The sequence below is a fragment of the Phaeobacter sp. CAU 1743 genome (assembly GCF_039839315.1).
GTDB lineage: Bacteria > Pseudomonadota > Alphaproteobacteria > Rhodobacterales > Rhodobacteraceae > Phycobacter > Phycobacter gallaeciensis_A.
Genome location: NZ_JBDOQR010000003.1, coordinates 115,097 through 136,147 on the forward strand (window position 1 = coordinate 115,097; position 21,051 = coordinate 136,147).

A 21,051-nucleotide genomic window follows, 5' to 3' on the forward strand; every position below is an offset into this window, starting at 1 on the left:
AAGGGAGGCTTCCAGATCATGGACTACGAACAACTGATCGACGCGGAAACCTGGGCGTTCATTCGCCGCACCAACGACTGTTATCCGGCGGATACGGCAGAGCGTTCGGTTCCGGAGCAACGCGAGATCTACAACGCCATGGCCCGCAGTTTTCTGGCGCCCCGCCCTGATGTGGTCGAGACCGAGGACCGGCAGGTCCATGGGGTGCCGGTGCGGATCTATACTGCCGGGGACCCGACGCGCACGGTGATGTATTGCCATGGTGGAGGCTTTGTCGTTGGCGGGCTGGAAAGCCACGATGACGTCTGCGCCGAGATCTGCGCCCAGACTGGATATCGCGTGGTTGCAGTCGACTATCGTCTGGCGCCCGAGCATATGCACCCGGCGATGTTCGATGACGCCTGGGCGGCCTTTGAATGGATCCTGTCAGAATATGAGGGCGGTATTGTCCTCTCTGGCGACAGCGCTGGCGCCAACCTCTGTGCGGCGGTGGCCCATCATGCCCGGGGGCGGACGGATCGCATTCTGGGGCAGGTGCTGATCTATGGGGCCTTTGGCGGCGATGTGAATGCGGGATCCTACCTCGAGCATGCCAAGGCACCGATGCTGACCAGGGATGAAATCCTGTTTTATCAGGGGGTACGCTGCAAGGATGGCAAGGTGCCCCAAGGCGATCCCACCTATGCGCCGCTGCAGGACGGCGACTTTTCCGGACTGCCCGCGACCATTCTGATCAGCGCCGATTGCGACCCTGTGCGCGATGACAGCCGCGATTACCGGGACCGCATCCTCGCGGCCGGGGGCAAGGCCCATTGGATCAACGAAGAAGGGCTGGTGCACGGTTATCTGCGCGCGCGCCATTCAGTTGGCCGCGCCCGCGACAGTTTCGAACGTATCTCGCTCGCCATTGAGGCGCTGGGCCAGGAAATCTGGCCTTACGATTAGGGCTGGGGGCGGGTGATCAGCCCGCGAAATCCCGGCAGGGGACCTCTCCGGCCTTTTCATAGTTCAGCCAGCCGCCGCTTTTGACGCGCCAGTCACCATGTCCCGCAGATGTGGTGACATAGGTCCAGCCCGCATCGGGCCAGTGGCTATAGGATACGGTGTCATCGGGCAGGATCTGCCCGATCACGGGGCTGGCTTCGCTATGCCCGGCATGCAGCGCGGTCGCGGGGCCCATCCAGCCGAGGCACGCGCCCTGTATTTCGTCCGGGATCGGCAGATCCGACAGCTGCCTGCGGATATGCAAATCATCCAGATCCAGATGGTGCTGTTTGGTATTCACCCGGCAGGACAGGTCGCGCTCCATTCCCTGGATCTGCGCGACACGTTGCTGATCCTGCGGCGTCAGGCTGACCGATTTGCCGATGCAGGGCCCCGTGCCGAACACCGCCTGACCCAGAGCGGAACCAAAGCAATACCCGGCCCGGTCCATGATGGCGTTCCGCGTGTACCACAGATCATGGCAGAAATCGCCCGCGCCTGCCGGAGCGGCGAATAGGGCAAGGCAGGCAACTGCGGGTTTCAGCATGGGGGCTCCGTTTGCGTCAGCTCAGAAAAGGTTTGGCCTTCATCGTATCGGCGATGGGCGCACCCAACCGGTTCAGGATCGTCGGCGCCAGTTGCAGCTGGTCGATGACAGTGTCCACATGGGGCCCTTCGGCATCGCCGAAGTAATAGAGCGCAGTTTCCTGTTGCAGCGGGCTGCGTCCACCGTGGTGGCCGCGTTCGTCCTGTCCGTGGTCGGCGGTGACGATCACCTCGTAACCCATCTTGCGCCAGCGCGGAATGAAGGGCGCCAGCATCTCGTCCATGACCGCGCAGGCATGGTCCATCTCCTGGCAGTCGTGGAAGAACCGGTGCCCCATGCTGTCCAGCGTGCAGGTGTGCAGCATGCCATAGTTCAGATCGAACCGGTGGGCGAGGTTGGTGAGCGTGCCGAAGAGATCCACATCCGAGGGCGTCATCTGGTTGATGAGACCGTAACCGGTCATGCTGTGAAAACGACCGTGGTTGATGGTCTCGCTTTCGGGTTCATCGTATTCGATGTCGCGCACGAAATCGAAAGGGTGCCGGTTGAAGAACTCGGACCAGAAGCTATGCGCCACGGCGCCGGTCGTGCCGCCGCCACTGCGTACCTGGCTGAAGACGTCCTTGTGCGACAGGCGAAAGACGTTGCCGTTGCCGGTGCAGCCATGTTCGGCCGGGGCCACGCCGGTGTGGATCGAGGCATAGCAGCTGGCCGAGATTGACGGCAGTACGGCACGGTGTTTCCACACGCGGGCATCGCCGCTATCGACCCAGCCTTCGAGGTTCCCGAACAGGCGGCGGAAATTGCGCCACGGCACACCGTCCAGAATGATGAGGAGGAGTTTTTTGTCCATGATTGGCAATCCTTGTCTTGGCATTTGCCCGGCGGGTGAGACCGCCCTTATCGGCACAGGCCCACGCAGCTGCGCGGGCCTGTGGTGTTTTGTGACCGAGGCGCCGGATCAGTTCCCGGCGCTTTCCATCTTGCGGTTCGCGATGACTTCTTCGAGCCAGCCGAGCCGCATTTCCGGCACCGACCCAAGCAGCAAGTCGGTGTAATCGTCGAACGGCGGAGACAGCACCTCGGTCTTGCTGCCATAGCGCTGCACACGGCCCTGATACATCACGGCGATATTGTCCGAGATCGCCCGCACCGTCGCCAGATCGTGGGTGATGAACAGATAGGCGACGTTCTCGATCTTCTGCAGGTTCAGCAGCAGCTTCAAAATGCCGTCCGCCACCAGCGGGTCGAGCGCCGATGTCACCTCGTCACAGATGATCATCTTGGGTTTGGCCGCCAGTGCCCGCGCGATGCAGACACGCTGCTTCTGACCGCCCGACAGCTCGGCCGGGTAGCGGTCGATGAAGCTTTCGCCCAGTTCGATCTCATCCAGAAGTTCGATGATCCGCTTGCGCTTTTCGGCGCCCTTCATGTCGAAGTAGAACTCCAGCGGGCGCCCGATGATAGTACCCACGGTCTGGCGTGGGTTCATCGCCACATCCGCCATCTGGTAGATCATCTGCAATTCGCGCAGATCATCCTTTGTCCGGCTTGCCAGATCGGGCGAGAGCACGCGGCCTGCGAATTCGATTTCCCCTTCGCGCGGCGGCAGAAGGCCGGTGATCACGCGGGCGAGGGTGGATTTGCCGGAACCGGATTCACCCACCACCGCCAGCGTCTGACCAGGGTAGAGATCGGCGTTGACGTGATGCAGCACGTCGAACTTGGTGCCCTTGTAGCGGGCGGTAATGTTGCGGATGCTGAGGACCGGATCGCCTGATGGGGCCTTCTCCTCATGCTCGACCGAGCGGACCGAGACCAGCGCCTTGGTGTAGTCTTCCTGCGGCGCGTTGATGATCTGATCCACATCGCCGTATTCGACCATGTCGCCGTGACGCAGCACCATGATGTCATCGCTGACCTGTGCCACCACCGCCAGATCGTGGGTGATATAAAGCGCCGCCACACCGGTGTCGCGGATCGCTTCCTTGATCGCCTTCAACACGTCGATCTGGGTGGTCACATCCAGTGCGGTTGTCGGCTCGTCAAAGACCACCAGATCGGGTTCGGGGCAGAGCGCCAACGCTGTCATGCAGCGCTGCAGCTGACCACCCGACACCTGGTGCGGGTAGCGTTCGCCGATATTGTCCGGATCCGGCAGGCCCAGCTTGGCAAACAGGGTGCGGGCACGGGCCTCGGCGTCTTTCCTGGAGAACTTGCCTTGCTCGACCGCGGCCTCGGTCACCTGCTCCATGATCTTCTTGGCCGGGTTGAACGAAGCAGCTGCGGATTGCGACACATAGGTCACTTCACCGCCGCGCAGGCGGCGCACATCGCGCAGCGAGGATTTCAGGATATCACGCCCGTTGATCCAGACCTCTCCACCGGTGATCTTCACACCGCCGCGGCCATAGGCCATGGCGGCAAGACCGATGGTAGATTTGCCGGCGCCAGATTCCCCGATGAGACCGAGCACCTTGCCCTTTTCCAGATCAAAGCTGACGCCATGCACGATTTCGATATCATGCGGACGTTCGCCGGGGGGATAGACCGTTGCCCCGATTTTCAGGTCACGGACTTTAATCAGTGGATCGCTCATCCGCGGCCTCCTTTCAGCGAGGTGGTTCGGTTCAGCACCCAGTCGGCAACCAGATTGACCGAGATCGCCAGCGTGGCGATGGCAAAGGCCGGGATCAGTGCGGCAGGAATGCCGTAGACGATACCGTCCTTGTTCTCTTTCACGATACCGCCCCAGTCCGCTTCGGGGGGCTGCACGCCCAGACCCAGGAACGACAGGGTGGAGACGAACAGAACCATGAAGATGAAGCGCAGGCCCATCTCAGCCACCAGCGGTGACAGTGCGTTGGGCAGGATTTCGCGGAAGATGATCCAGACGGTGCCTTCGCCGCGCAGACGGGCGGCTTCGACATAGTCCATGACCTCGATATCCACCGCAACGGCGCGGGCCAGACGGTAGACGCGGGTGGAATCCAGAAGGCCCATCACGATGATCAGCATCGGCACGGTGACCGGTGTCACCGACAGAACCACAAGGGCAAAGATCAGCGTCGGGATCGACATCACCAGATCGACAAAGCGCGACAGTGCCTGATCAACCCAGCCACCGGTGACGGCGGCAAAAAAGCCAAGAACCGAACCAAGTGTGAAGGAAACCACCGTGGCCATGGTTGCGATGAAGATGGTGGTGCGCCCGCCATAGATCATGCGGGTCAGCAGATCGCGGCCGATGTTGTCGGTGCCGAGCAAGAATTCGGACGAGGACGGCTCCCAGACGTCACCGACGACCTCGGCCATGCCATAGGGGGCAATCAGCGGCGCCAGGATGGCCATCAGGAAGTAGAGCGCTGTAAAGAACAGCCCGATGAGGGCGGAAATGGGAATATTTTTCATTTCGGATGCCTCAGACGCGGGTTCGACAGGATGGCAACGATATCTGCAACCATGTTGAGACCGATGTAGACGGCAGCAAAGATCAGACCGCAGGCCTGAACCACCGGAACGTCCCGTTTCGATACGTGATCGACCAGATACTGGCCCATGCCCGGATAGACGAAGACGACTTCGATCACGACGACACCAACCACCAGATAGGCAAGGTTCAGCATCACAACGTTGACGATTGGCGCGATGGCGTTCGGGAAGGCGTGGCGGAAGATCACCTGGAAGCCGTTGAGGCCCTTCAGCTCGGCGGTTTCGATATAGGCCGATTGCATCACATTGAGGATCGCAGCCCGGGTCATGCGCATCATATGCGCCAGAACGACGAGGGTCAGAACCGCAACGGGCAGGGCGATGGAGCTCAGCTTTTCACCCAGCGACATGTTGTCGTTGATCATCGCAACCGACGGGAACCAGCGCAGTTTGACCGCGATCAGGTACATCAGGACGTAGCCGATCAGGAATTCCGGGATCGAGATCGAGGCCAGCGTGACAGCCGAGATCAGCTTGTCGGGCCAACGGTCCTTGAACCGCACGGCCAGCAGGCCAAGGAAGATTGCCAGAGGTACCGCGATGACGGCAGCCCAGAAAGCGAGGAAAAGCGTATTCGACAGGCGCTTGCCGATGCTTTCTGCGATGTCGCTGCCGCTTGTCAGGGCGGTTCCCAGATCGCCGGTCATGATACCGCCGAGCCAGTCAAAATATCTCTGCAGCGCGGGCTCGTTCAGGCCAAGCTCGGCACGCAGGTTGGCCAGCGCCTCGGGCGTGGCGGACTGTCCCAGGATCGATTGCGCAACGTCACCGGGCAGGATCATTGTCCCGGCAAAAATCAGGGCAGAAACCAGAAACAGCAGGAGAAGACCCAGCGCAATGCGCTGGGCCAAAAGTTTTAACAGGAGGGGCATGTTATGCCTTCACCCACATTTTGTGCGGTGCATAGCTGTTCATCAGGGCAAAGCCTTTTGCACCGTCGACCCAGCCTGCCAGCTTGTCCGAGGTCGCATCGACGAAGTCGTTGAACATCGGGCAGATCAGGCCGCCTTCGTCGCGCTGGATGGCGCCCATGTCGGCATACATCTGGGTCCGCTTGGCGGTGTCCAGCTCGGCGCGGGCCGCCAGCAGCAGCTGGTCGAACTTTTCGTTGTTGAACCGGGTGTCGTTCCAGTCCGCTGTCGACAGATAAGCGGTGGTGTACATCTGGTCCTGGGTCGGACGACCGCCCCAGTAGCTGGTGCAGAAGGGCTGCTTGTTCCAGACCTCGGACCAGTAGCCATCGTTCGGCTCACGCTTGACGTTGACGTTGATGCCTGCGGTTGCACAGGACTGCTGGAACAGGGCCGCCGCATCCGGTGCGCCCGGGAAGGAGTTGTCCGAAGTCCGCAGCAGGATCTCACCGTCGTAACCCGATTTCTTCAGGTGGTGCATCGCCTTGTCCGGATCGAACTCGCGCTGCTCAAACTCTGTATAAAGCGGATAGGACGAGTTGATCGGGGAGTCGTTGCCGACCGTGCCGTAGCCATTGAGGATCTTGTCGACCATTTCCTGACGGTTGATGCCGTATTTCAGCGCCATCCGCACGTCGTTGTTGTCAAACGGTGCAGTGTTGCAGTGCATGATGAACACGTAGTGGCCGGGGCCGCTGGTGGAATGCACGTTGATGTTCGGCGCGCGGTCAACCAGTTTCGCGGTGCGCGGGGGTACCCGGTCGATCATGTCGACCTGACCCGATTGCAGCGCGGCAACGCGGGCGGTGTTGTCGTTGATCACCACGTATTCGATGGTTTCGGCATTGCCCAGATCACCCCAGTAGTTGGGGTTTTTCTCGGCAACGAAACGCACGCCCATATCGACTTCTTTCAGGATATAGGGGCCGGTGCCGATCGCGGCTGCCGGATCGTCCTTGCCGCCGCCGGGCTGGATGGCCAGGTGGTAGTCGGTCATCAGGTAGGGAAGGTCTGCGTTGGGGCTGTCCAGCTCGATGATGACGCTGTCACCTTCGGTCGAGATGTTGGTGATGCTGCGCATGATGCCCAGTGCACCGGATTTGGTGTCTTCGCCCGAGTGGCGGTCCATGGTCTGCGCCACGTCTTCGGCGGTCACGGGTTTGCCGTTGGAGAAGGTGATGCCCTGGCGGATCTTGAAGGTCCAGACACGTGCGTCTGCGGAGGCGGAGTAGCTTTCCGCGACCTTGCCCTGGATGCCGCCGTCGTCGGCCAGCTCGACCAGGGATTCACCCCAAAGACGGATCAGCGACAGGGCAACCTGATTGGTGGCCAGCGCCGGGTCCAGGCTGTCGGTGGTGCTGCCGCCCTGCAGGCCGACGCGGATGGTGCCGCCTTTTTGGGGGCCTGCGGCCATGACTTCGGTGGACAGCAGCGAGTTGGCTGCAGCAGCGGTGAGACCCAGCGCGGCGGCACGGCCCATGAATTCGCGGCGGCTCATCATGCCCGTGGCAGCCTGACGCGCGAGGAAATACAGTTGATCTTTCATTGAAGTCTCCCAGTTGAATTTGCCGCTTCAAACAGCTTTTTCTTGATTGGCTATTCAAGATTTGCGCATTTGCGGCGGCCTAGCAAGCATTAATACCTGTTCCGCAGCGGCGTCCGGGGCCAAAGCGGCGGGACACATGCCAGCGACAGGTCGCGTTTTGCCAGTGGTATGCCGCATTTTTGTGAATGAAAACCGGGGGAAGGCAAGAATTCACCAAAAACGACATACGTATGCCGGTTTTGCGCATTCGTAGTGCGATGCCGGGATTGCGTGCAGATCTGGCCAAATCGCGGCGGCAGAAGAGAGAATCGCCCCCGACAACACGTGGGCAAAGGATCGGTCTGGTCGGAAAGGTTCTTATGCGGTGGTGTCCATCCAGATCGTAACGGGGCCGTCATTCAGCAGGCGCACCTTCATGTCGGCGCCGAACCGCCCGGTGGCCACCGGCAGGCCAAGACCGGTCAGCGCCTCGCAGAAATAGGCATAAAGCCGCGCGCCGGTTTCAGGATCGGCGGCATCGGAAAACCCGGGCCGGTTGCCGCGTCTGGCATCTGCCGCCAGGGTGAATTGGCTCACCGCCAGAACCGCGCCGCCTATATCGCGGACCGAGCGGTTCATCTTGCCCGCGTCGTCCTGAAAGATGCGCAGCTTGGAAATCTTCGCCGCCAGATGATCGGCTTCGGCTTCGGTGTCGCCCTCCATCGCGCAGACCAAAACCAACAGCCCGGCCCCGATCTCGCCGGTCACTTCGGAATCGACGGTGACTGAGGCTTCGCTGACGCGCTGAATGAGGGCTCGCATGGGGATTGTCGTCCTTTGCTGTCGATGACTTAGCCGCGCCAGTCGGTGAATTCGGGCAGGGGTGCACGGGTGGTCCGGAAGCTGTTTGCGGGATGTTCAAGGTCGGCATAGCCAAGGCTGATCGCGCAGAGGATCAGCCGATCCTGCGGGATCTCCAGCATCTCGTGCAGCATCGGCGCAAAAGAGGCGACCGCCGCCTGCGCAACGCTTGCGACCCCTGCGGCTTGCGCTGCCAGGGTAAAGGCGGCAACGAATCCGCCGCTGTCCATTGCGCCATAGGGGCCAAGTTCGGCAGGTGAGGACAGGATCGCACAATGGGGTGCACCGAAAAGGTTGAAGTTCTCCATCATCTGCCGGGCAGATCCTGCGCGGTCGCCTTTGGTCACTCCGACGGCTTCGTAGAGCGCCCAGCCACATTCCCGGCGCCGCGCCTGATATTCATCCGAATAGCCATCCGGAAAGCTCAGGTCGGGCGCATGCCCGCCCGCCATGGCAGCCTCTGTCAGTGCATGGCGCAGACGGTCGGTTTCGGCGCCGCTGGTGATGGTCACTTTCCACGGCTGGGCATTGCACCAGGACGGGACTTTCTGGGCGCAGCGCAGGATCTGCTCGATCACCTCCCGGTCAACCGGATCCGGGCGGAAGGCCCGGCAGCTGTGACGGTCCTTCATCAGGGCGTCCAGTTCGGTCAGATCGGCTGACTTCGTGGTCATCTGCAACTCTCCTGCTGTGGTGCGGCGCCACAATGGCCAGCGGTGCCACGGGGTTCAAGGCCAGAATTGAGATGGATCAAATCGAGACCTCACCGGTTGAGATACGCTGCCCGCGTTCGAAACAGGAGGAAGATCAATGGTAGAAAAGACCGAACAAAGCGGTTTCTGGCCGTCGCTTTATGATCCCTTTCGTGCATTTGGTGCCCGGGTTGCAGATTGGCTGAGCCCGGCGACCGAGGCCTCTTCAGGGGATGCAGCCTATGACATTACCATGGAACTACCGGGTGTCACCGATGAGGATGTGGAACTGACCGTGGACAATGGCGTTCTGACCATCAGCGGCGAAAAGAAGACCTCGACCGAGAAGAAAGGCGATACCTGGTACTTCAGCGAGCGCCAGTATGGTGCATTCCGCCGTGCCTTCCGCCTGCCGGAAGATGCTGATGGCGCTGCGGCAGCGGCGCATATGGAGGATGGTGTGCTTCATATCAGCGTTCCCAAGAAGGCGCTGAAACAGCCAGAGACCGCGAAGAAGATCAAGATCTCCAAATCCTGAGGCTTTTTCGGCCTTGGACAGAATGCCGGGCAGTCCGGCGACACGTGGCGCATAGCCCCGGATCGGGGCTGTGCGCATCGGCATGTCCGGGGGTCTTGTACGTCGCAGGTTTACTGCTGGTTCCCGATATAGATTGCTGCGGCGATCAGGACAGCCAGGACGGCAACTGCACCTGCGATTTTCCAGGCGGAGTAGGGGCGTTCGCCCTGAACCCGTCCGGATTGTCCGTTGACCACAAAACGATAGGTCTTGCCCCGGTATTTATAGGCCGCCAGCCACACCGGCAGCAGAATGTGTTTGAAGGTAACGTCTGAGACTTGCGTGTCGATATGCGAGATTCGCTGACGGTCGCCGCCGATATCAAACCGCACATCCCGTTCGATCACCCGGTCCATATGGGCGCGGGCCTCCTCAAAACCGTCCTGCAAAGAGATCGCATAGGCTTCGGCCCGGAACCCGGCTAGATATTGCGGTTGATACGGCTCCAGCGCCGACAGATCCCAGGGTTCCAGCGCATCGGTATAGCGTTTGGGCAGGCTTTTCGACGCCAGCACCAGCACATCGTCAAAGAAGCGTTTGACCCGACCTGACACCTGTCGCCAGCGCACCTTTGCGACCTGTTTGGCCTGCGGTTTGCCATCGACCATGACGGTTTCGGTCACGTAGTAGACCGTGCCGCGCTGGCCTGAGTAGGAACTGCGGGTGTCGGCGTCATAGGTCCAGTAGGGGACATAGATCCCCTCCATCCGGCGCCCCTTGCGGGCGTATTCCTTCAACCCGTTTGGCGCGAACCACAGGCGGCCAAGCCAGTCTGTCATGGCTTTGTGGCCCGCGCGTTCGTCGATGGAGAAAGGCAATACGCCCTTGGGTTTTATGTGGCGGCTTTCGCCGGTGTCCGTGACCACGGGCGTTGCGCAGAATGGGCATTCGCGGGCGTGGGTGGTGGGATCGAATTCCACCTCGGCCGCGCAGTTGGGGCATTTGGAAACCCGCGTGGTTTCCATGTCTGCCTCTGGCAGCTGACGATCCAGCGCGGCGCGAAAGTCCAACTCGCGCAGGGCGCCGCCGCGCCAGGGGCCCCCGTTGATCTCCTCGGTATGGCCGCAATGGCTGCAGGTCAGGGTTCCGGATTGCGGGTCGAACCGGTAATCGGCGCCACATTGCTCGCAGGGAAAACGATGGGTTTCATCCGGCACAGCGGCAGAATCAGTGTTTTCGGTGGCAGGCGGAGGGGGAGGAGGGGAAGATGGCACGGCGCTCTCTCAAATTGTAACGATTTTTTCCGGTCTTTGTTTATTTAATTGATTTTTATTTATGTTTCCCGGCGGAACCGAGTCGATCAAGGGGAATTCACGGTGAGGGTTGAGATGTGAGCTTAATGTTTGATTAACCTGTGAAGGGCTACGGCAGAAGTGTTCAGTAACAAGGAGTATGAGTATGTCTGTAGCGGCTATCCAGGATGAGATTTCCGAAGCCATCAAGGCCCATAGCACATGGAAACTTCACCTTCGCACGGGCACCATCAGCGGCAGACTTGAAACGCCTTCGCGTGACATCTGCTGTGATGACAAGTGCAAATTCGGCCAGTGGCTGCATTCGCCTAGTACGGAAGCCGGTATGGCAGGGGATGCCAACTATGTGCGTGCGAAGAAACTGCATTCCGAGTTCCACCAATTTGCCGGCGCCATCGCACAAAAGATCGAACGTGGCGATCTGGATGCGGCCAAACACGATCTGGATCTGGGCAAGCCGTTTGACGAGAAGACTAAAGAACTGACTAAACACATGATGATCTGGCGCAAGAGCCTGCAATAGTGACGACATGTCGGCCCGGCTCAGTTGTGTCAGGCCGACAGTCAAGGCTCGGAGCGCGCGCTTGGCGCCCCGAATTCAGCCCGCGGGAGGCGGTGGGGGCGGAGGCGGCAGAATGGTGAAAAGCTGCGCCAGTTCGGCGACATCACCGGCCCGCTGCCAGCCATCCTGGCCGGGAGTCCAGACGTGGGTGTCGCGCTTCAGCTGCCCTTCCTGCGCCATGCGTCCGAGACGCGCCTTGGAATAGGGCCCCGAGGTCTGACCGTTTTCTGCGATATGCCAGACGTGTTCGACCGGGGGCGGCGGCGGGGCCATCGGCGCTGCAGCGGGCGCGGGACGGGCGCCCCAGGGACCTGACGGCTGACCCGCTGCACCCTGCGACATGGCATTGCCCATCTGCTGGGCCATCGCCATGCCCATCCCCATTCCCAAACCGGCGCCCATGCCGCTGTTCGGGGTGCGGGCTGCAGCGTCCATCGCCTCGGCAGCGGCGAACTGGGTGTATTGGCCAAGATCGCCCACGATCCCCATCTGGGTGCGCCGGTCCATGGCTTGTTCGACCGCAGGCGGAAGAGAGATGTTCTCGATATAGAGCTCCGGGATCGCCAGGCCATATTCGGCCACGGTGGCGGAAATCTCGGCCGCGACCAGTTTGCCCAGATCGGCGGTATTGGCGGCCATATCCAGCACCGGAATGCCCGAGCTGGCAACGACGCGGCTGAACTCCTGCACGATGATGTTGCGGATCTGGAAGCTGATTTCATCCATAGTGAATTCGCCATCGGTGCCGACGATCTCGGTCAGGAAGCGCGCCGGATCCACCACCCGCACCGAGTAGCTGCCAAAAGCGCGCAGACGCACAGGGCCGAACTCCGGATCGCGACAGATGATCGGATTCTTGGTGCCCCACTTCAGGTCGTTGAACCGGGTGGTGCTGACGAAATAGACCTCGGATTTGAAGGGCGACTGAAACCCGTGGTCCCAGTGCTGCAGCGTCGTCATCACCGGCATGTTGTTGGTCTCAAGCATATAGAGACCGGGGGTGAAGACATCCGCCAGCTGGCCTTCGTGCACGAACACGGCTGCCTGTCCTTCGCGCACCGTCAGCTTGGCGCCATATTTGATCTCATGGCCTTCGCGTTCAAACCGCCAGACCATGGTGTCGCGGGTGTCATCGACCCAGTGAATGACGTCGATGAACTCTCCGGTGAGAAAGTCGAAAATACCCATATCTCAGGTCCTCTTCCTACGGTGTGCCTGCTGGGAGCCTCATCGATGGGCGCAAGGGCCACCTTACAGGGGCTGTCCCATGATTTCGCGGGCGATAATGCGGGTGATCGGGCGGGCTTCTTCGGCGCTCATCCCGGTTTTCAGTCTTGGATCATACAGCATCTGCAACAGCTTTTCGTCATGGCTGGTCAGAAAGGCGAATTCGTCATCGTCGTTGAAAATCGACGGGCGCGCCCGGGGGCTGTCGTTGAGCAGGCCCAGGCCTTGTGCGATTTCCTCGTGGATGCAGCTTTGCCGGACCAGATCGGGATGCTCCGCGCGGATCAGCGCGACGCCGCGAATATAGTCGAAGGGGCTGCCCTGGGCGCCGCCGGCAAGGACAAAGCAGTAATGCGTCCGTGGCGGGTTCACGAAGAGCTGAAAATCGTTCTGGCTGATATTGGGCAGCAGTTCACGGACCCGTTTGGCCACAAAGGCGCTGTCGTCCTTGCTGGCAAAGATGACGTGGAAATTGCCGCGCTTCGCCACCGCCGCAACCGGGTGGCCGGTGATCCGGCCCAGCCGCGCCGCGTATTCAGCAACCCGCCCGCCATCGGCGCGGCGCTGGCTTTCAGGGATCGAGGGGCCGAATTCTGCTTGCAAACGCACTGGCCCGGACCAGCGGCTCAGGCCGCCTGTAGCGCCGCCACCGCGCCCGGCGTATTCGTTGAAAAAGGAAATCGCTTCGAAGTTTTCCGCCAGATCCTCGGCATCATAAGGCGTATCGGGTCCGCCGCCATCGGTGCGCAAAAGGCCTCGCGTCAGCAGGTCCTGCTGCAGGACACGGTAATATTGCCGCAACTCTGCGCTGGCGGCCGAAGGCGCAGCGGGCGCGACCATGGCAGCCGGACGTGGTTTTGGCACGACGGACTCGCTGCGGCCCATGGGCATGCAGGCCGACAGCAGGCCCAACCCCAAAAGCGCGGCAAGGCGTACAGGCGCGGATATTGCCCGCCCGGCGCTGCCTTCGGCACAAATCGCCGCCGACCTATGACGTTTTTGCCAGATCATCAGGTCAGGACGGAACCGCTGTGCCGGCATTGTCTCCGATGCCATCGCGGCGCGCCTTGGCGGCGGCCAGTGTATCGCGCAGCTCGGCTTCCATCTTCTTCAGCTCGCCCTCGGCAGCGGCGCGTTTGGCCTTGCCCTCATCGGCGATCTGCAGGCTTTCCTGAATGGTGCCGATCAGATCCGCATTGGCCTGTTTCACCGCTTCGATATCGAACACACCGCGTTCCATTTCCTGCCGGATCGCCTTGTTGCTTTCGCGCAGGTTGGCCGCGTTGGAGGTCAGCAGCTCGTTGGTGAGATCATTGGCATCGCGCACTGCGGCAGCAGCCTCGGCTGAGCGCTGGATGGTGACCGCCTGCGCCAGCTGGGTTTCCCAGAGCGGCACGGTATTGACCAGTGTTGAGTTGATTTTGGTCACGAGCGATTTGTCGTTCTCCTGCACCAGACGGATCGAGGGCAGCGACTGCATGGTGACCTGCCGGGTCAGCTTCAGGTCGTGCACCCGGCGTTCCAGATCGTCCCGGGCGGCGCGCAGATCGCGCAGTTCCTGCGCGCGGATCACCTGATCGGCTTCGGCGGCTGCTGCGACGGCTTCTTCCAGCGCGGGAATTTCGCTGCTGTCCAGCTCTCCGAGCTTGGCCTCGCCTGCCGCGATATAGAGCGCCAGCTCGTCGTAAAAGGCCAGCGTCTTTTCATACAGCATGTCGAGCGATTTGATGTCCTTCAGGAGCCCGTGTTCATGGCCAAGAAGATCATCGGTGATCTTGTCGATCTGCGCCTGGATGGTCTCATAGCGCGCGGTGAATTTTGCAAAGGGCGCGGCGCGGCCCAGCAGGCGTTCCCAGAAGGTGGGTTTGCGACGTACATCCAGTTCCGAGACGGAAAAGCCGCGGATCGTGGTGACGATATCCCGCAGAGAGTCCCCGGCGGGGCCGACATCCTTGTTGCGCACATCGGCCAGCATCGCCTGACTGATGGTCTGCAATTCGGCCTGCGCGCCGGATCCGAACCCGATGATCGAGTTACTGTCGCTCATGTCGATTTCGCCCATGCGGCTGCGGATCGCTTCGCTGGTGACTTCATCCGCCTGCTCCAGCGGCTGGATGTCCCCCGTGGGATCCGCAAGCGCGACGCCCGTCACCTCCGTGACCATGGCCTCGGCTTCGATTGCTTTCTTCTGAACGGTCTCGGACATCGGTGGCGTTCCTCGGGTCAAAGTGTCAATTGCGGTCCAGGCGGACCCCTTCGCGCTGCAGGCGGTCGCGCAGCACGTCGATTTCGATGGTCAGGTCACTGCGGTCTTCGAGCAGCATCTTTTGCGTACGGGCTGCAAAATTCTGTTCCAGATCCTCCAGCAGGGCAAGGTAGTCACTACGGGCCTGCGGATCCTGGCTGCGGGCATAAATATCTGCGAATTTGATGGTCGCATCGCGCGCGCCTTGCAGATAGACGGTCAGATACTTGCGCGCACCGGTCAGGTCGCGCGGGTCTTCTTCTATGGTGCGGAACATGTCCCGGGCGACAGCCTGAAACTGATCCACACGCGCCTCCAGCTGCCGGTCACGCGCCCTAAGCGCCGCGTCCCGCATGGCGTCAAGGTAGGCTTCGGCCTCATCCACGGCGCGGGCAACGCGGCTTTGCTGGAAATCGTCCACGCCCTCCACGCCCTTGTCCTGCAAAGGGTCAAGGCCAAAGGCGGCCAGATGCAGGCCGGTGGCTGCCAGCCCGTAGACGGCGGCGATCATGATCCCCGGTTCTGCCTTCCAGGCGGCCAGCGCGGCCCCGGCGCCGGTCAAAACCGAGGCGAGGATCTTGCGCGGCAAGGCCGGTTTGCGCGCGACACGGCGCGCAGCAAAGGCGGTTTCGGCCCGCAACCCTTCGCGCAGAAGAAAGGCGGCCCCGGTCCAGAGGGCAGCTGCAATCCCGCCAAGCGCCAGACCCGTGGCCCCGTCGTTCAGCGACAGGATCAGCAGCACGCCTCCAGGCACGAACATGGTGTTGGCACGGGCGCCGACAGGATCGACCTGTGCGCTGCGAAAGGAATTGGTTTTGCCCGTTGGCGGGGATGTGTCACCCAAGGCGACCGGATCACCGGCGCCATCGGGGCTGTATTTGCCGCCATACCTCTGTGCCATGGATCAGCCTCCCACAATCCATCCGGTGCTCAGTCCGAACATCAGAACAAGCAGGGCGGCGAAGGCGACTTTCTGCACGCGGGTTCCCCCATGACACGATTTACATGCCTGAAATCTAAGGGATTGCAGGCCGCCTTGCTAGGGGGAAGTGTCGGGCAAATGCCTCAGCGGCGGGGATTCTTGCCGATTGGACGATTGCCGGGCTTTGCGCCATTGGCGCCGCGTCCCTTGCCGCGGGTATCCGGTTTGCCGGGCTGTCCAGGTTTGCCGCCGCCAGTATGGCCGGATTTGCCCGTCGGGGCTCCTTGTGGCTTGGCCTGCGATTTGCCACGCGGTTTGCCAGCGCCGCCGCCGCTATAGGGGGCAGGGGCGTCTGCCGCAGGTTTGCGGCCACCGGGGCGCTTGCCGCGCATCGGTTTGCGCCGCTGGGGGCGCTCGCTGGTGGTCGCCTCCTCGGTGTCGTCTTCGAGGCCAAGCTGATCGCGGATCACACGGGGGCGCAGTTCTTCGACTTCACCGGGTTTCAGATTGCCGAGCTGGAAGGGGCCATAAGACAGGCGCAGCAGGCGGTTGACGGAAAACCCGATATCCTCCATCGCGCGGCGGATTTCGCGGTTCTTGCCCTCGCGCAGCCCCACGGTTAGCCAGGCGTTTGCGCCCTGTTGACGGTCCAGCGCCACGGTCATGGGCTGGAAGCTCTCGCCGTCGATCACCAGCCCTTTGCGCAGCGGTTCGAAATCCGTTTCTTGCGGGCGGCCCTTGATACGCACCCGGTAGCGGCGCAGCCAGCCGGTTGAGGGCAGTTCCAGCTTGCGCTTGATGCCGCCATCGTTGGTCAGGAGCAGCAGCCCTTCGGAATTGAGGTCAAGCCGGCCCACGGTCATCACCCGCGGCAGATCCTCGGGAAGTTCGTCAAAGATGGTCTTGCGGCCCATCTCGTCGCTGGTGGTGGTCACCAGTCCGGCGGGTTTGTGGTAAAGCCACAGGCGCGGCGCTTCTGCCTCGGGCAGGGGCTGGCCGTCGATTAGGATCCGGTCCCGCGCCGTGACGTTCAGCGCGGGGCTGTCGATCACCTTGCCATTCACCGCAACCCGCCCCTCGGCGATCATCCGCTCGGCCTCGCGCCGCGAGGCAACGCCGGCCCGCGACAGAACCTTGGCGATCCGGTCACCTTCGGGCGTGCCCGTGCTCTTGTCGCCTGCAGTGGCGTCGGGACGCGACGGTTTCGCGGCTTTGCCTGCCGGGCCTTTGGGGCGGTGCGGGCGCTTGGGGGATGCGGGTGTTTTGCTCATCCCATCGCCATAGAGCATTCCGGCGTCTTGCGAAAGCGGGCATTCTACGGCAGGGAAGGCCATGGTTTTCCGTTCTCACATGACACTTGCCCTGGAAGAGGCCCGCGCTGCCGCCGCGCGCGGCGAGGTGCCGGTGGGCGCGGTTCTGATTGCGCCGGACGGGACGGTCGCGGCGCGGGCCGGAAACCGCACTCGGGAGCTGAACGATCCCACCGCCCACGCCGAGATCCTGGCGATCCGCGCCGCCTGCGCCGCAGCGGGAGGGGAGCGACTGACGGGATATGATCTCTATGTGACGCTGGAGCCCTGCGCCATGTGTGCGGCGGCCATCGCAGCGGCGCGTATCGCGCGGGTCTACTACGGCGCCTCTGATCCCAAATCCGGCGGCGTTGCCCATGGGGCCTGCGTGTTTTCACACCCGCAGGCGCACCACGTGCCCGAGGTCTACGAAGGGATTGCCGAAGCGGACTGTGCTGCCATTCTGAAAGAGTTCTTCACCGCAAAACGATAGGGACCGGGATGCAGGAGCAGGAGAAACCGCCAGAAGAGGTCCTTGTCGCGTTCAGGGTGACGGCACCGGAATGGATCGCGACCACCGCCATCGCCAGCCTGTGGAAAGTCACCCGCGCCGGGGGCGGTGCTGCGGTGTTGAAATACTATGGCGCCCGGGGGATGGGCAGCGAGGCCAGTGGGTTTCGGTTTCTGCAAGCTGCGCCCGAGAGTTGCGCGGCCCAGGTCTATGACCTGCGCCCGGATGCCGCCCTGGTCGAATGGCTGGAGGGGCCGTCGCTTGCCGATGTTGCAATCGCCGGGGAGGACGAAATGGCTGCACGCGAACTGGTGAGGGTCGCCTCTGGCCTGCATCCCGGCACGGGGCAGGCGCCAGAGGGCTATCCCCGGCTGGAAGACCGTCTTGATGCGCTGTTCCGTCTGAAACCTGCACAAAGTTGCCCGGCGGGGGATACGGCGGCGATTGCCGCGTGTCAGACCCTGGCCCGCGAACTTCTCAACACGCAGGTAGATGTGCGCCCGCTGCACGGTGATCTGCATCATGGCAACGTGATGAAGGCGCCGCGCGGGTATTGCGCCTTTGATGCCAAGGGGATCGTTGGAGAGCGGACCTACGAGTTGGCCAATGCCTTTCGCCATCCCTATGGGAACCCCGATTTGACCCGCGACCCGCGTCGGATCGGGATGCTGGCCGATCTCTGGTCAGTAGGATTTGCGGTGGATCGTCAGCGTCTTTTGCAATGGGCAGCGGTCAAATGCGCGCTCTCCATTGCCTGGCGCAGTAAAGGGCGGTTGGCGCAGGATGATGAACTGGACCTGCTGGCGGCGCTGCTGTCTTGCGCGACGGGGCAAGACCTGTCGCGCGTTTAGGCACTGGACGGCCCATGCACACCATGACATGTTCGCTTTTTGTTTCATTGGTCGAGCCGGGAGGAAGGCGATGTCCGCGATTGTCGTAGGGGAAGATGGGCTTGCCCGCTGCGGCTGGAGTGCCAGCGCACCTGAATTTGACGCCTATCATGATGCGGAATGGGGCTATCCGGTGGGCGACGATATCCGGTTGTTCGAAAAGATCTGTCTTGAAAGTTTCCAGTCCGGCCTTAGCTGGCGCACCATTCTGGCCAAGCGCGAGAATTTTCGCGCCGCTTTCGCGGGCTTTGATTGGAATGTCATCGCCACATACACCGATGCGGATGCGGAGCGCCTGTTGCAGGATGCTGGGATCATCCGCCACCGGGGCAAGATCGAAGCCGTGATCAATAATGCAAAGCGCGCGCAGGAGTTGGTTAAGGAGGCCGGATCGCTCGCCGCGTTTTTCTGGAGCTTTGAGCCGGATCCGCAGAGCCTGCCCGAGCCGCAGACGCAATCGACCAGCCCGGACTCCGTGGCGCTGTCAAAGGCGCTGAAGAAACGTGGCTGGAAGTTTGTCGGCCCCACCACCGTTTTTGCCTTCATGCAGGCGATGGGGCTGATCAATGACCACGCGCTGGGCTGCTGCTGCAGAGAAAAGGCCGCCCGCGCGCGGGCGGCGTTCACAAAGTCGGTTTAGACCTCAAGCGCTGTCATCACCTCAGGTTCGATCACTTCGACCCCGGGCAGGCCTGCGCTCAGATCCTCTGCGGATTGCTCCAGCAGGGGGAAGGTCTTGTAGTGGCAGGGGATTACCGTCTTGAAGTCGAAGTAGCGCTTGGCCGCATAGGCCGCCTGCTTCATGTCCATGGTGAAGTGACCGCCAGCACAGAGAATGCCGATATCGGGTTTGTAGTAATCCCCGATCCAGTCCATGTCTGCCATGATCGCGGTGTCGCCGGAAATATAGATCGTCTTGCCCTCGGCCTGCAGCACATAGCCGACTTCCGACCCACCGGTGCGCGGGCCTTCGGGGGTGGCAAAGGTCGAACTGTGCGAAGCAGGCACCATCGACAGTTTCGGCCCGCCCAGATCGACGGTTCCACCCTTGTTGAAGCCGACGGTTTCGACCCCTTCGGCTTCGCCCCAGAAGCCCATGATGTCATATTGGCCAACCACGGGAATGTTAAGCTTCTTCGCCAGCGGCAGCACATCGACCACATGGTCGAAATGCACGTGGGTCAGGATGATATGGGTGGCGCCTTCGATGGCGGCATCATGCTGGTCCTCGGGCAGGCTGGGGTTGCCGGTCAGCCAGGGGTCCAACAGCAGCACCTTTCCTTCGGTTTCAAAACGGAAACTGCCGTGGCCCAGCCAGATGATCTTCATGGTGTCTCTCCCAATTCCTTGATTTGTCTGCTCTTACCCTAGCACGCTGAATGCCTGTTTCCATCGGTTTGCTGTCCTGCAGGCCCGGTCAGGGGCACCCGGTCCGCAGTGTTTCGCAGCAAACTTGTGCTCTAGCGGTGAATGTGCCCTCATGGGCGTCAGAACATGATGGGAGGCAGTGCTGTGACAATGATCGGGTCGAAGGCCACCGTTCTTCTGAGCCTGCTGGCACTTGCGCCGATATCCGCTGCGCCCGGCCATGCCGAGGGCGCGGGAGGGCACCAGGGGCACCAGCAGCATCAGGGTGATGACGCGCAACCCTATGCCGGGCAGCAAACCCGGCGAATCAAAAGCCTTTCGGATGCGGACATCGCAGAATTGCGCGCGGGCAAAGGCTGGGGCTTTGCCCTTCCGGCGGAACTGAACGGCTGGCCCGGGCCTGCACATCTTCTGGAACTGGCGCCGCAGATCGGGCTGAGCGGGGCGCAGATCGAGCAGGTGCGCCAGATCCATCGCGAAATGGCCGCCGAGGCGCAGCAGGCCGCAGAGGTCTTCATTGCAGCCGAAGAACGTCTTGATCAGGCCTTTGCGTCGGGGAACCCCGATGCCGACCAGCTGCGGCGTCTGGTTTCCGAAGCAGGCGCGGCGCGGGCAGATCTGCGGTACGTTCATCTGTACCGGCATTTGCAGACGGTTCAGTTTCTCTCGGGCGAACAGATCGCCGCCTATAATCGCTTGCGCGGCTACGCGGCTGATCCTTGCGACGTGGTGCCGGATGGCCATGACCCCGCGATGTGGCGGATGCACAATAACTGCGAATGAGCGCTCCTGCGCTCCTCAGCCTTTGGCCGGGGAGGGCATAGACACCCGTTTTCGGTGCAGACCCGCTTGCGGCGCGGACGGTGCGGCGGTAAACGCGTCTGTAACACGAGATGAGGGTTTCCATGTCGATTGACCAAAGCACTGCCGCCAAAGTGGCCAAACTGGCCCGGATCAAGGTCGAAGAGGACGCGCTGCCTGCGCTGGCAGACGAGTTCAACACCATCCTTGGGTTCATCGAACAGCTGAACGAAGTGGACGTGGAAGGGGTCGAGCCGATGACCTCGGTCACGCCGCAGCGTCTGAAACGGCGCGAGGATGTGGTCAATGACGGCAATCAGCAGGACAAGATCCTGGCCAATGCCCCCGACGCCCGCGAGGGCTTCTTTGCGGTCCCCAAGGTGGTGGAGTAAGA

At 61.8% G+C, this 21,051-nt stretch carries 23 protein-coding genes; 8 read left to right on the forward strand and 15 right to left on the reverse strand.

The window, feature by feature from the left end; translation table 11 throughout:
• Positions 1 to 18: 18 nt before the first annotated feature.
• Positions 19 to 945 carry an alpha/beta hydrolase gene (locus AAFO90_RS02245; protein WP_347508359.1) on the forward strand — a complete coding sequence of 309 codons (927 nt, stop codon included), beginning with the start codon at positions 19 to 21 and terminating at the stop codon, positions 943 to 945.
• A gap of 16 nt (positions 946 to 961) precedes the next feature.
• Here AAFO90_RS02245 and AAFO90_RS02250 read toward each other — a convergent pair whose 3' ends face one another.
• From AAFO90_RS02250 to AAFO90_RS02285, 8 genes are all read right to left on the reverse strand, one after another.
• Positions 962 to 1,531: a DUF4453 domain-containing protein gene (locus AAFO90_RS02250; protein ID WP_347508360.1), complete on the reverse strand. Its 570-nt coding sequence runs from the start codon at positions 1,529 to 1,531 to the stop codon at positions 962 to 964.
• A 16-nt stretch (positions 1,532 to 1,547) separates the two neighbouring features.
• Positions 1,548 to 2,384 (reverse strand): alkaline phosphatase family protein, encoded by an 837-nt coding sequence (locus tag AAFO90_RS02255; RefSeq protein ID WP_347508361.1) that lies wholly within the window; start codon positions 2,382 to 2,384, stop codon positions 1,548 to 1,550.
• A 108-nt stretch (positions 2,385 to 2,492) separates the two neighbouring features.
• The gene (locus AAFO90_RS02260; protein WP_347508362.1) at positions 2,493 to 4,130 is read right to left on the reverse strand and encodes an ABC transporter ATP-binding protein; all 1,638 of its coding nucleotides are present in this window, start codon (positions 4,128 to 4,130) and stop codon (positions 2,493 to 2,495) included.
• Positions 4,127 to 4,942 carry an ABC transporter permease gene (locus tag AAFO90_RS02265; RefSeq protein ID WP_065270804.1) on the reverse strand — a complete coding sequence of 272 codons (816 nt, stop codon included), beginning with the start codon at positions 4,940 to 4,942 and terminating at the stop codon, positions 4,127 to 4,129. Before AAFO90_RS02265 ends, AAFO90_RS02260 begins: the two co-directional genes overlap by 4 nt.
• The gene (locus AAFO90_RS02270; RefSeq protein WP_065270803.1) at positions 4,939 to 5,895 is read right to left on the reverse strand and encodes an ABC transporter permease; all 957 of its coding nucleotides are present in this window, start codon (positions 5,893 to 5,895) and stop codon (positions 4,939 to 4,941) included. Before AAFO90_RS02270 ends, AAFO90_RS02265 begins: the two co-directional genes overlap by 4 nt.
• A 1-nt stretch (position 5,896) precedes the next feature.
• A complete protein-coding gene (locus tag AAFO90_RS02275) occupies positions 5,897 to 7,480 on the reverse strand; it encodes an ABC transporter substrate-binding protein (RefSeq protein WP_274832474.1) in 1,584 nt (527 codons plus the stop codon).
• Between the two features lie 357 nt (positions 7,481 to 7,837).
• Positions 7,838 to 8,281, reverse strand: coding sequence for a D-aminoacyl-tRNA deacylase (dtd, locus tag AAFO90_RS02280; protein ID WP_347508363.1), 444 nt, complete (start codon positions 8,279 to 8,281; stop codon positions 7,838 to 7,840).
• Positions 8,282 to 8,310: 29 nt separating this feature from the next.
• Complete coding sequence (locus AAFO90_RS02285; protein ID WP_347508364.1) at positions 8,311 to 8,994, reverse strand: nitroreductase family protein; 684 nt, start codon at positions 8,992 to 8,994, stop codon at positions 8,311 to 8,313.
• A 136-nt stretch (positions 8,995 to 9,130) separates the two neighbouring features.
• On the opposite strand from AAFO90_RS02285, the gene AAFO90_RS02290 reads away from it, so the two are divergent.
• Positions 9,131 to 9,550, forward strand: a complete 420-nt coding sequence (locus tag AAFO90_RS02290) for an Hsp20/alpha crystallin family protein (RefSeq protein ID WP_347508365.1) — start codon at positions 9,131 to 9,133, stop codon at positions 9,548 to 9,550.
• Positions 9,551 to 9,660: 110 nt separating this feature from the next.
• On the opposite strand, the gene AAFO90_RS02295 is transcribed toward AAFO90_RS02290, so the two are convergent.
• Positions 9,661 to 10,746, reverse strand: coding sequence for a TFIIB-type zinc finger domain-containing protein (locus tag AAFO90_RS02295; RefSeq protein ID WP_347508366.1), 1,086 nt, complete (start codon positions 10,744 to 10,746; stop codon positions 9,661 to 9,663).
• 241 nt (positions 10,747 to 10,987) lie between these two features.
• Between AAFO90_RS02295 and AAFO90_RS02300 the strand changes: the two genes are divergently transcribed.
• A complete protein-coding gene (locus AAFO90_RS02300; RefSeq protein ID WP_274828326.1) occupies positions 10,988 to 11,365 on the forward strand; it encodes a CZB domain-containing protein in 378 nt (125 codons plus the stop codon).
• A gap of 75 nt (positions 11,366 to 11,440) precedes the next feature.
• On the opposite strand, the gene AAFO90_RS02305 is transcribed toward AAFO90_RS02300, so the two are convergent.
• From AAFO90_RS02305 to AAFO90_RS02325, 5 genes are all read right to left on the reverse strand, one after another.
• Entirely contained in the window at positions 11,441 to 12,592 is a 1,152-nt protein-coding gene (locus AAFO90_RS02305; protein WP_065270797.1) for an SPFH domain-containing protein, read from the reverse strand.
• A 63-nt stretch (positions 12,593 to 12,655) separates the two neighbouring features.
• Positions 12,656 to 13,522, reverse strand: coding sequence for a DUF2927 domain-containing protein (locus AAFO90_RS02310; protein ID WP_347508379.1), 867 nt, complete (start codon positions 13,520 to 13,522; stop codon positions 12,656 to 12,658).
• Between the two features lie 124 nt (positions 13,523 to 13,646).
• The gene (locus tag AAFO90_RS02315) at positions 13,647 to 14,837 is read right to left on the reverse strand and encodes a toxic anion resistance protein (protein WP_065270796.1); all 1,191 of its coding nucleotides are present in this window, start codon (positions 14,835 to 14,837) and stop codon (positions 13,647 to 13,649) included.
• Between the two features lie 25 nt (positions 14,838 to 14,862).
• Positions 14,863 to 15,777, reverse strand: a complete 915-nt coding sequence (locus tag AAFO90_RS02320; protein WP_347508367.1) for a 5-bromo-4-chloroindolyl phosphate hydrolysis family protein — start codon at positions 15,775 to 15,777, stop codon at positions 14,863 to 14,865.
• A gap of 164 nt (positions 15,778 to 15,941) precedes the next feature.
• Positions 15,942 to 17,069 (reverse strand): pseudouridine synthase, encoded by a 1,128-nt coding sequence (locus tag AAFO90_RS02325; protein WP_347508368.1) that lies wholly within the window; start codon positions 17,067 to 17,069, stop codon positions 15,942 to 15,944.
• 61 nt (positions 17,070 to 17,130) lie between these two features.
• Here AAFO90_RS02325 and AAFO90_RS02330 point away from each other — a divergent pair, with 61 nt between their 5' ends.
• From AAFO90_RS02330 to AAFO90_RS02340, 3 genes are all read left to right on the forward strand, one after another.
• A complete protein-coding gene (locus AAFO90_RS02330) occupies positions 17,131 to 17,580 on the forward strand; it encodes a nucleoside deaminase (protein WP_065270794.1) in 450 nt (149 codons plus the stop codon).
• An 8-nt stretch (positions 17,581 to 17,588) separates the two neighbouring features.
• Positions 17,589 to 18,449: an aminoglycoside phosphotransferase family protein gene (locus tag AAFO90_RS02335; RefSeq protein WP_347508369.1), complete on the forward strand. Its 861-nt coding sequence runs from the start codon at positions 17,589 to 17,591 to the stop codon at positions 18,447 to 18,449.
• A gap of 70 nt (positions 18,450 to 18,519) precedes the next feature.
• Entirely contained in the window at positions 18,520 to 19,128 is a 609-nt protein-coding gene (locus AAFO90_RS02340) for a DNA-3-methyladenine glycosylase I (RefSeq protein ID WP_347508370.1), read from the forward strand.
• Here AAFO90_RS02340 and AAFO90_RS02345 read toward each other — a convergent pair.
• Entirely contained in the window at positions 19,125 to 19,817 is a 693-nt protein-coding gene (locus AAFO90_RS02345) for a metal-dependent hydrolase (protein ID WP_347508371.1), read from the reverse strand. The genes AAFO90_RS02340 and AAFO90_RS02345 overlap by 4 nt on opposite strands.
• A 189-nt stretch (positions 19,818 to 20,006) precedes the next feature.
• Between AAFO90_RS02345 and AAFO90_RS02350 the strand changes: the two genes are divergently transcribed.
• Positions 20,007 to 20,639, forward strand: coding sequence for a periplasmic heavy metal sensor (locus tag AAFO90_RS02350; RefSeq protein ID WP_347508372.1), 633 nt, complete (start codon positions 20,007 to 20,009; stop codon positions 20,637 to 20,639).
• Positions 20,640 to 20,761: 122 nt separating this feature from the next.
• Positions 20,762 to 21,049 (forward strand): Asp-tRNA(Asn)/Glu-tRNA(Gln) amidotransferase subunit GatC, encoded by a 288-nt coding sequence (gene gatC / locus AAFO90_RS02355; protein WP_065270789.1) that lies wholly within the window; start codon positions 20,762 to 20,764, stop codon positions 21,047 to 21,049.
• The last annotated feature ends 2 nt before the right edge of the window (positions 21,050 to 21,051 follow it).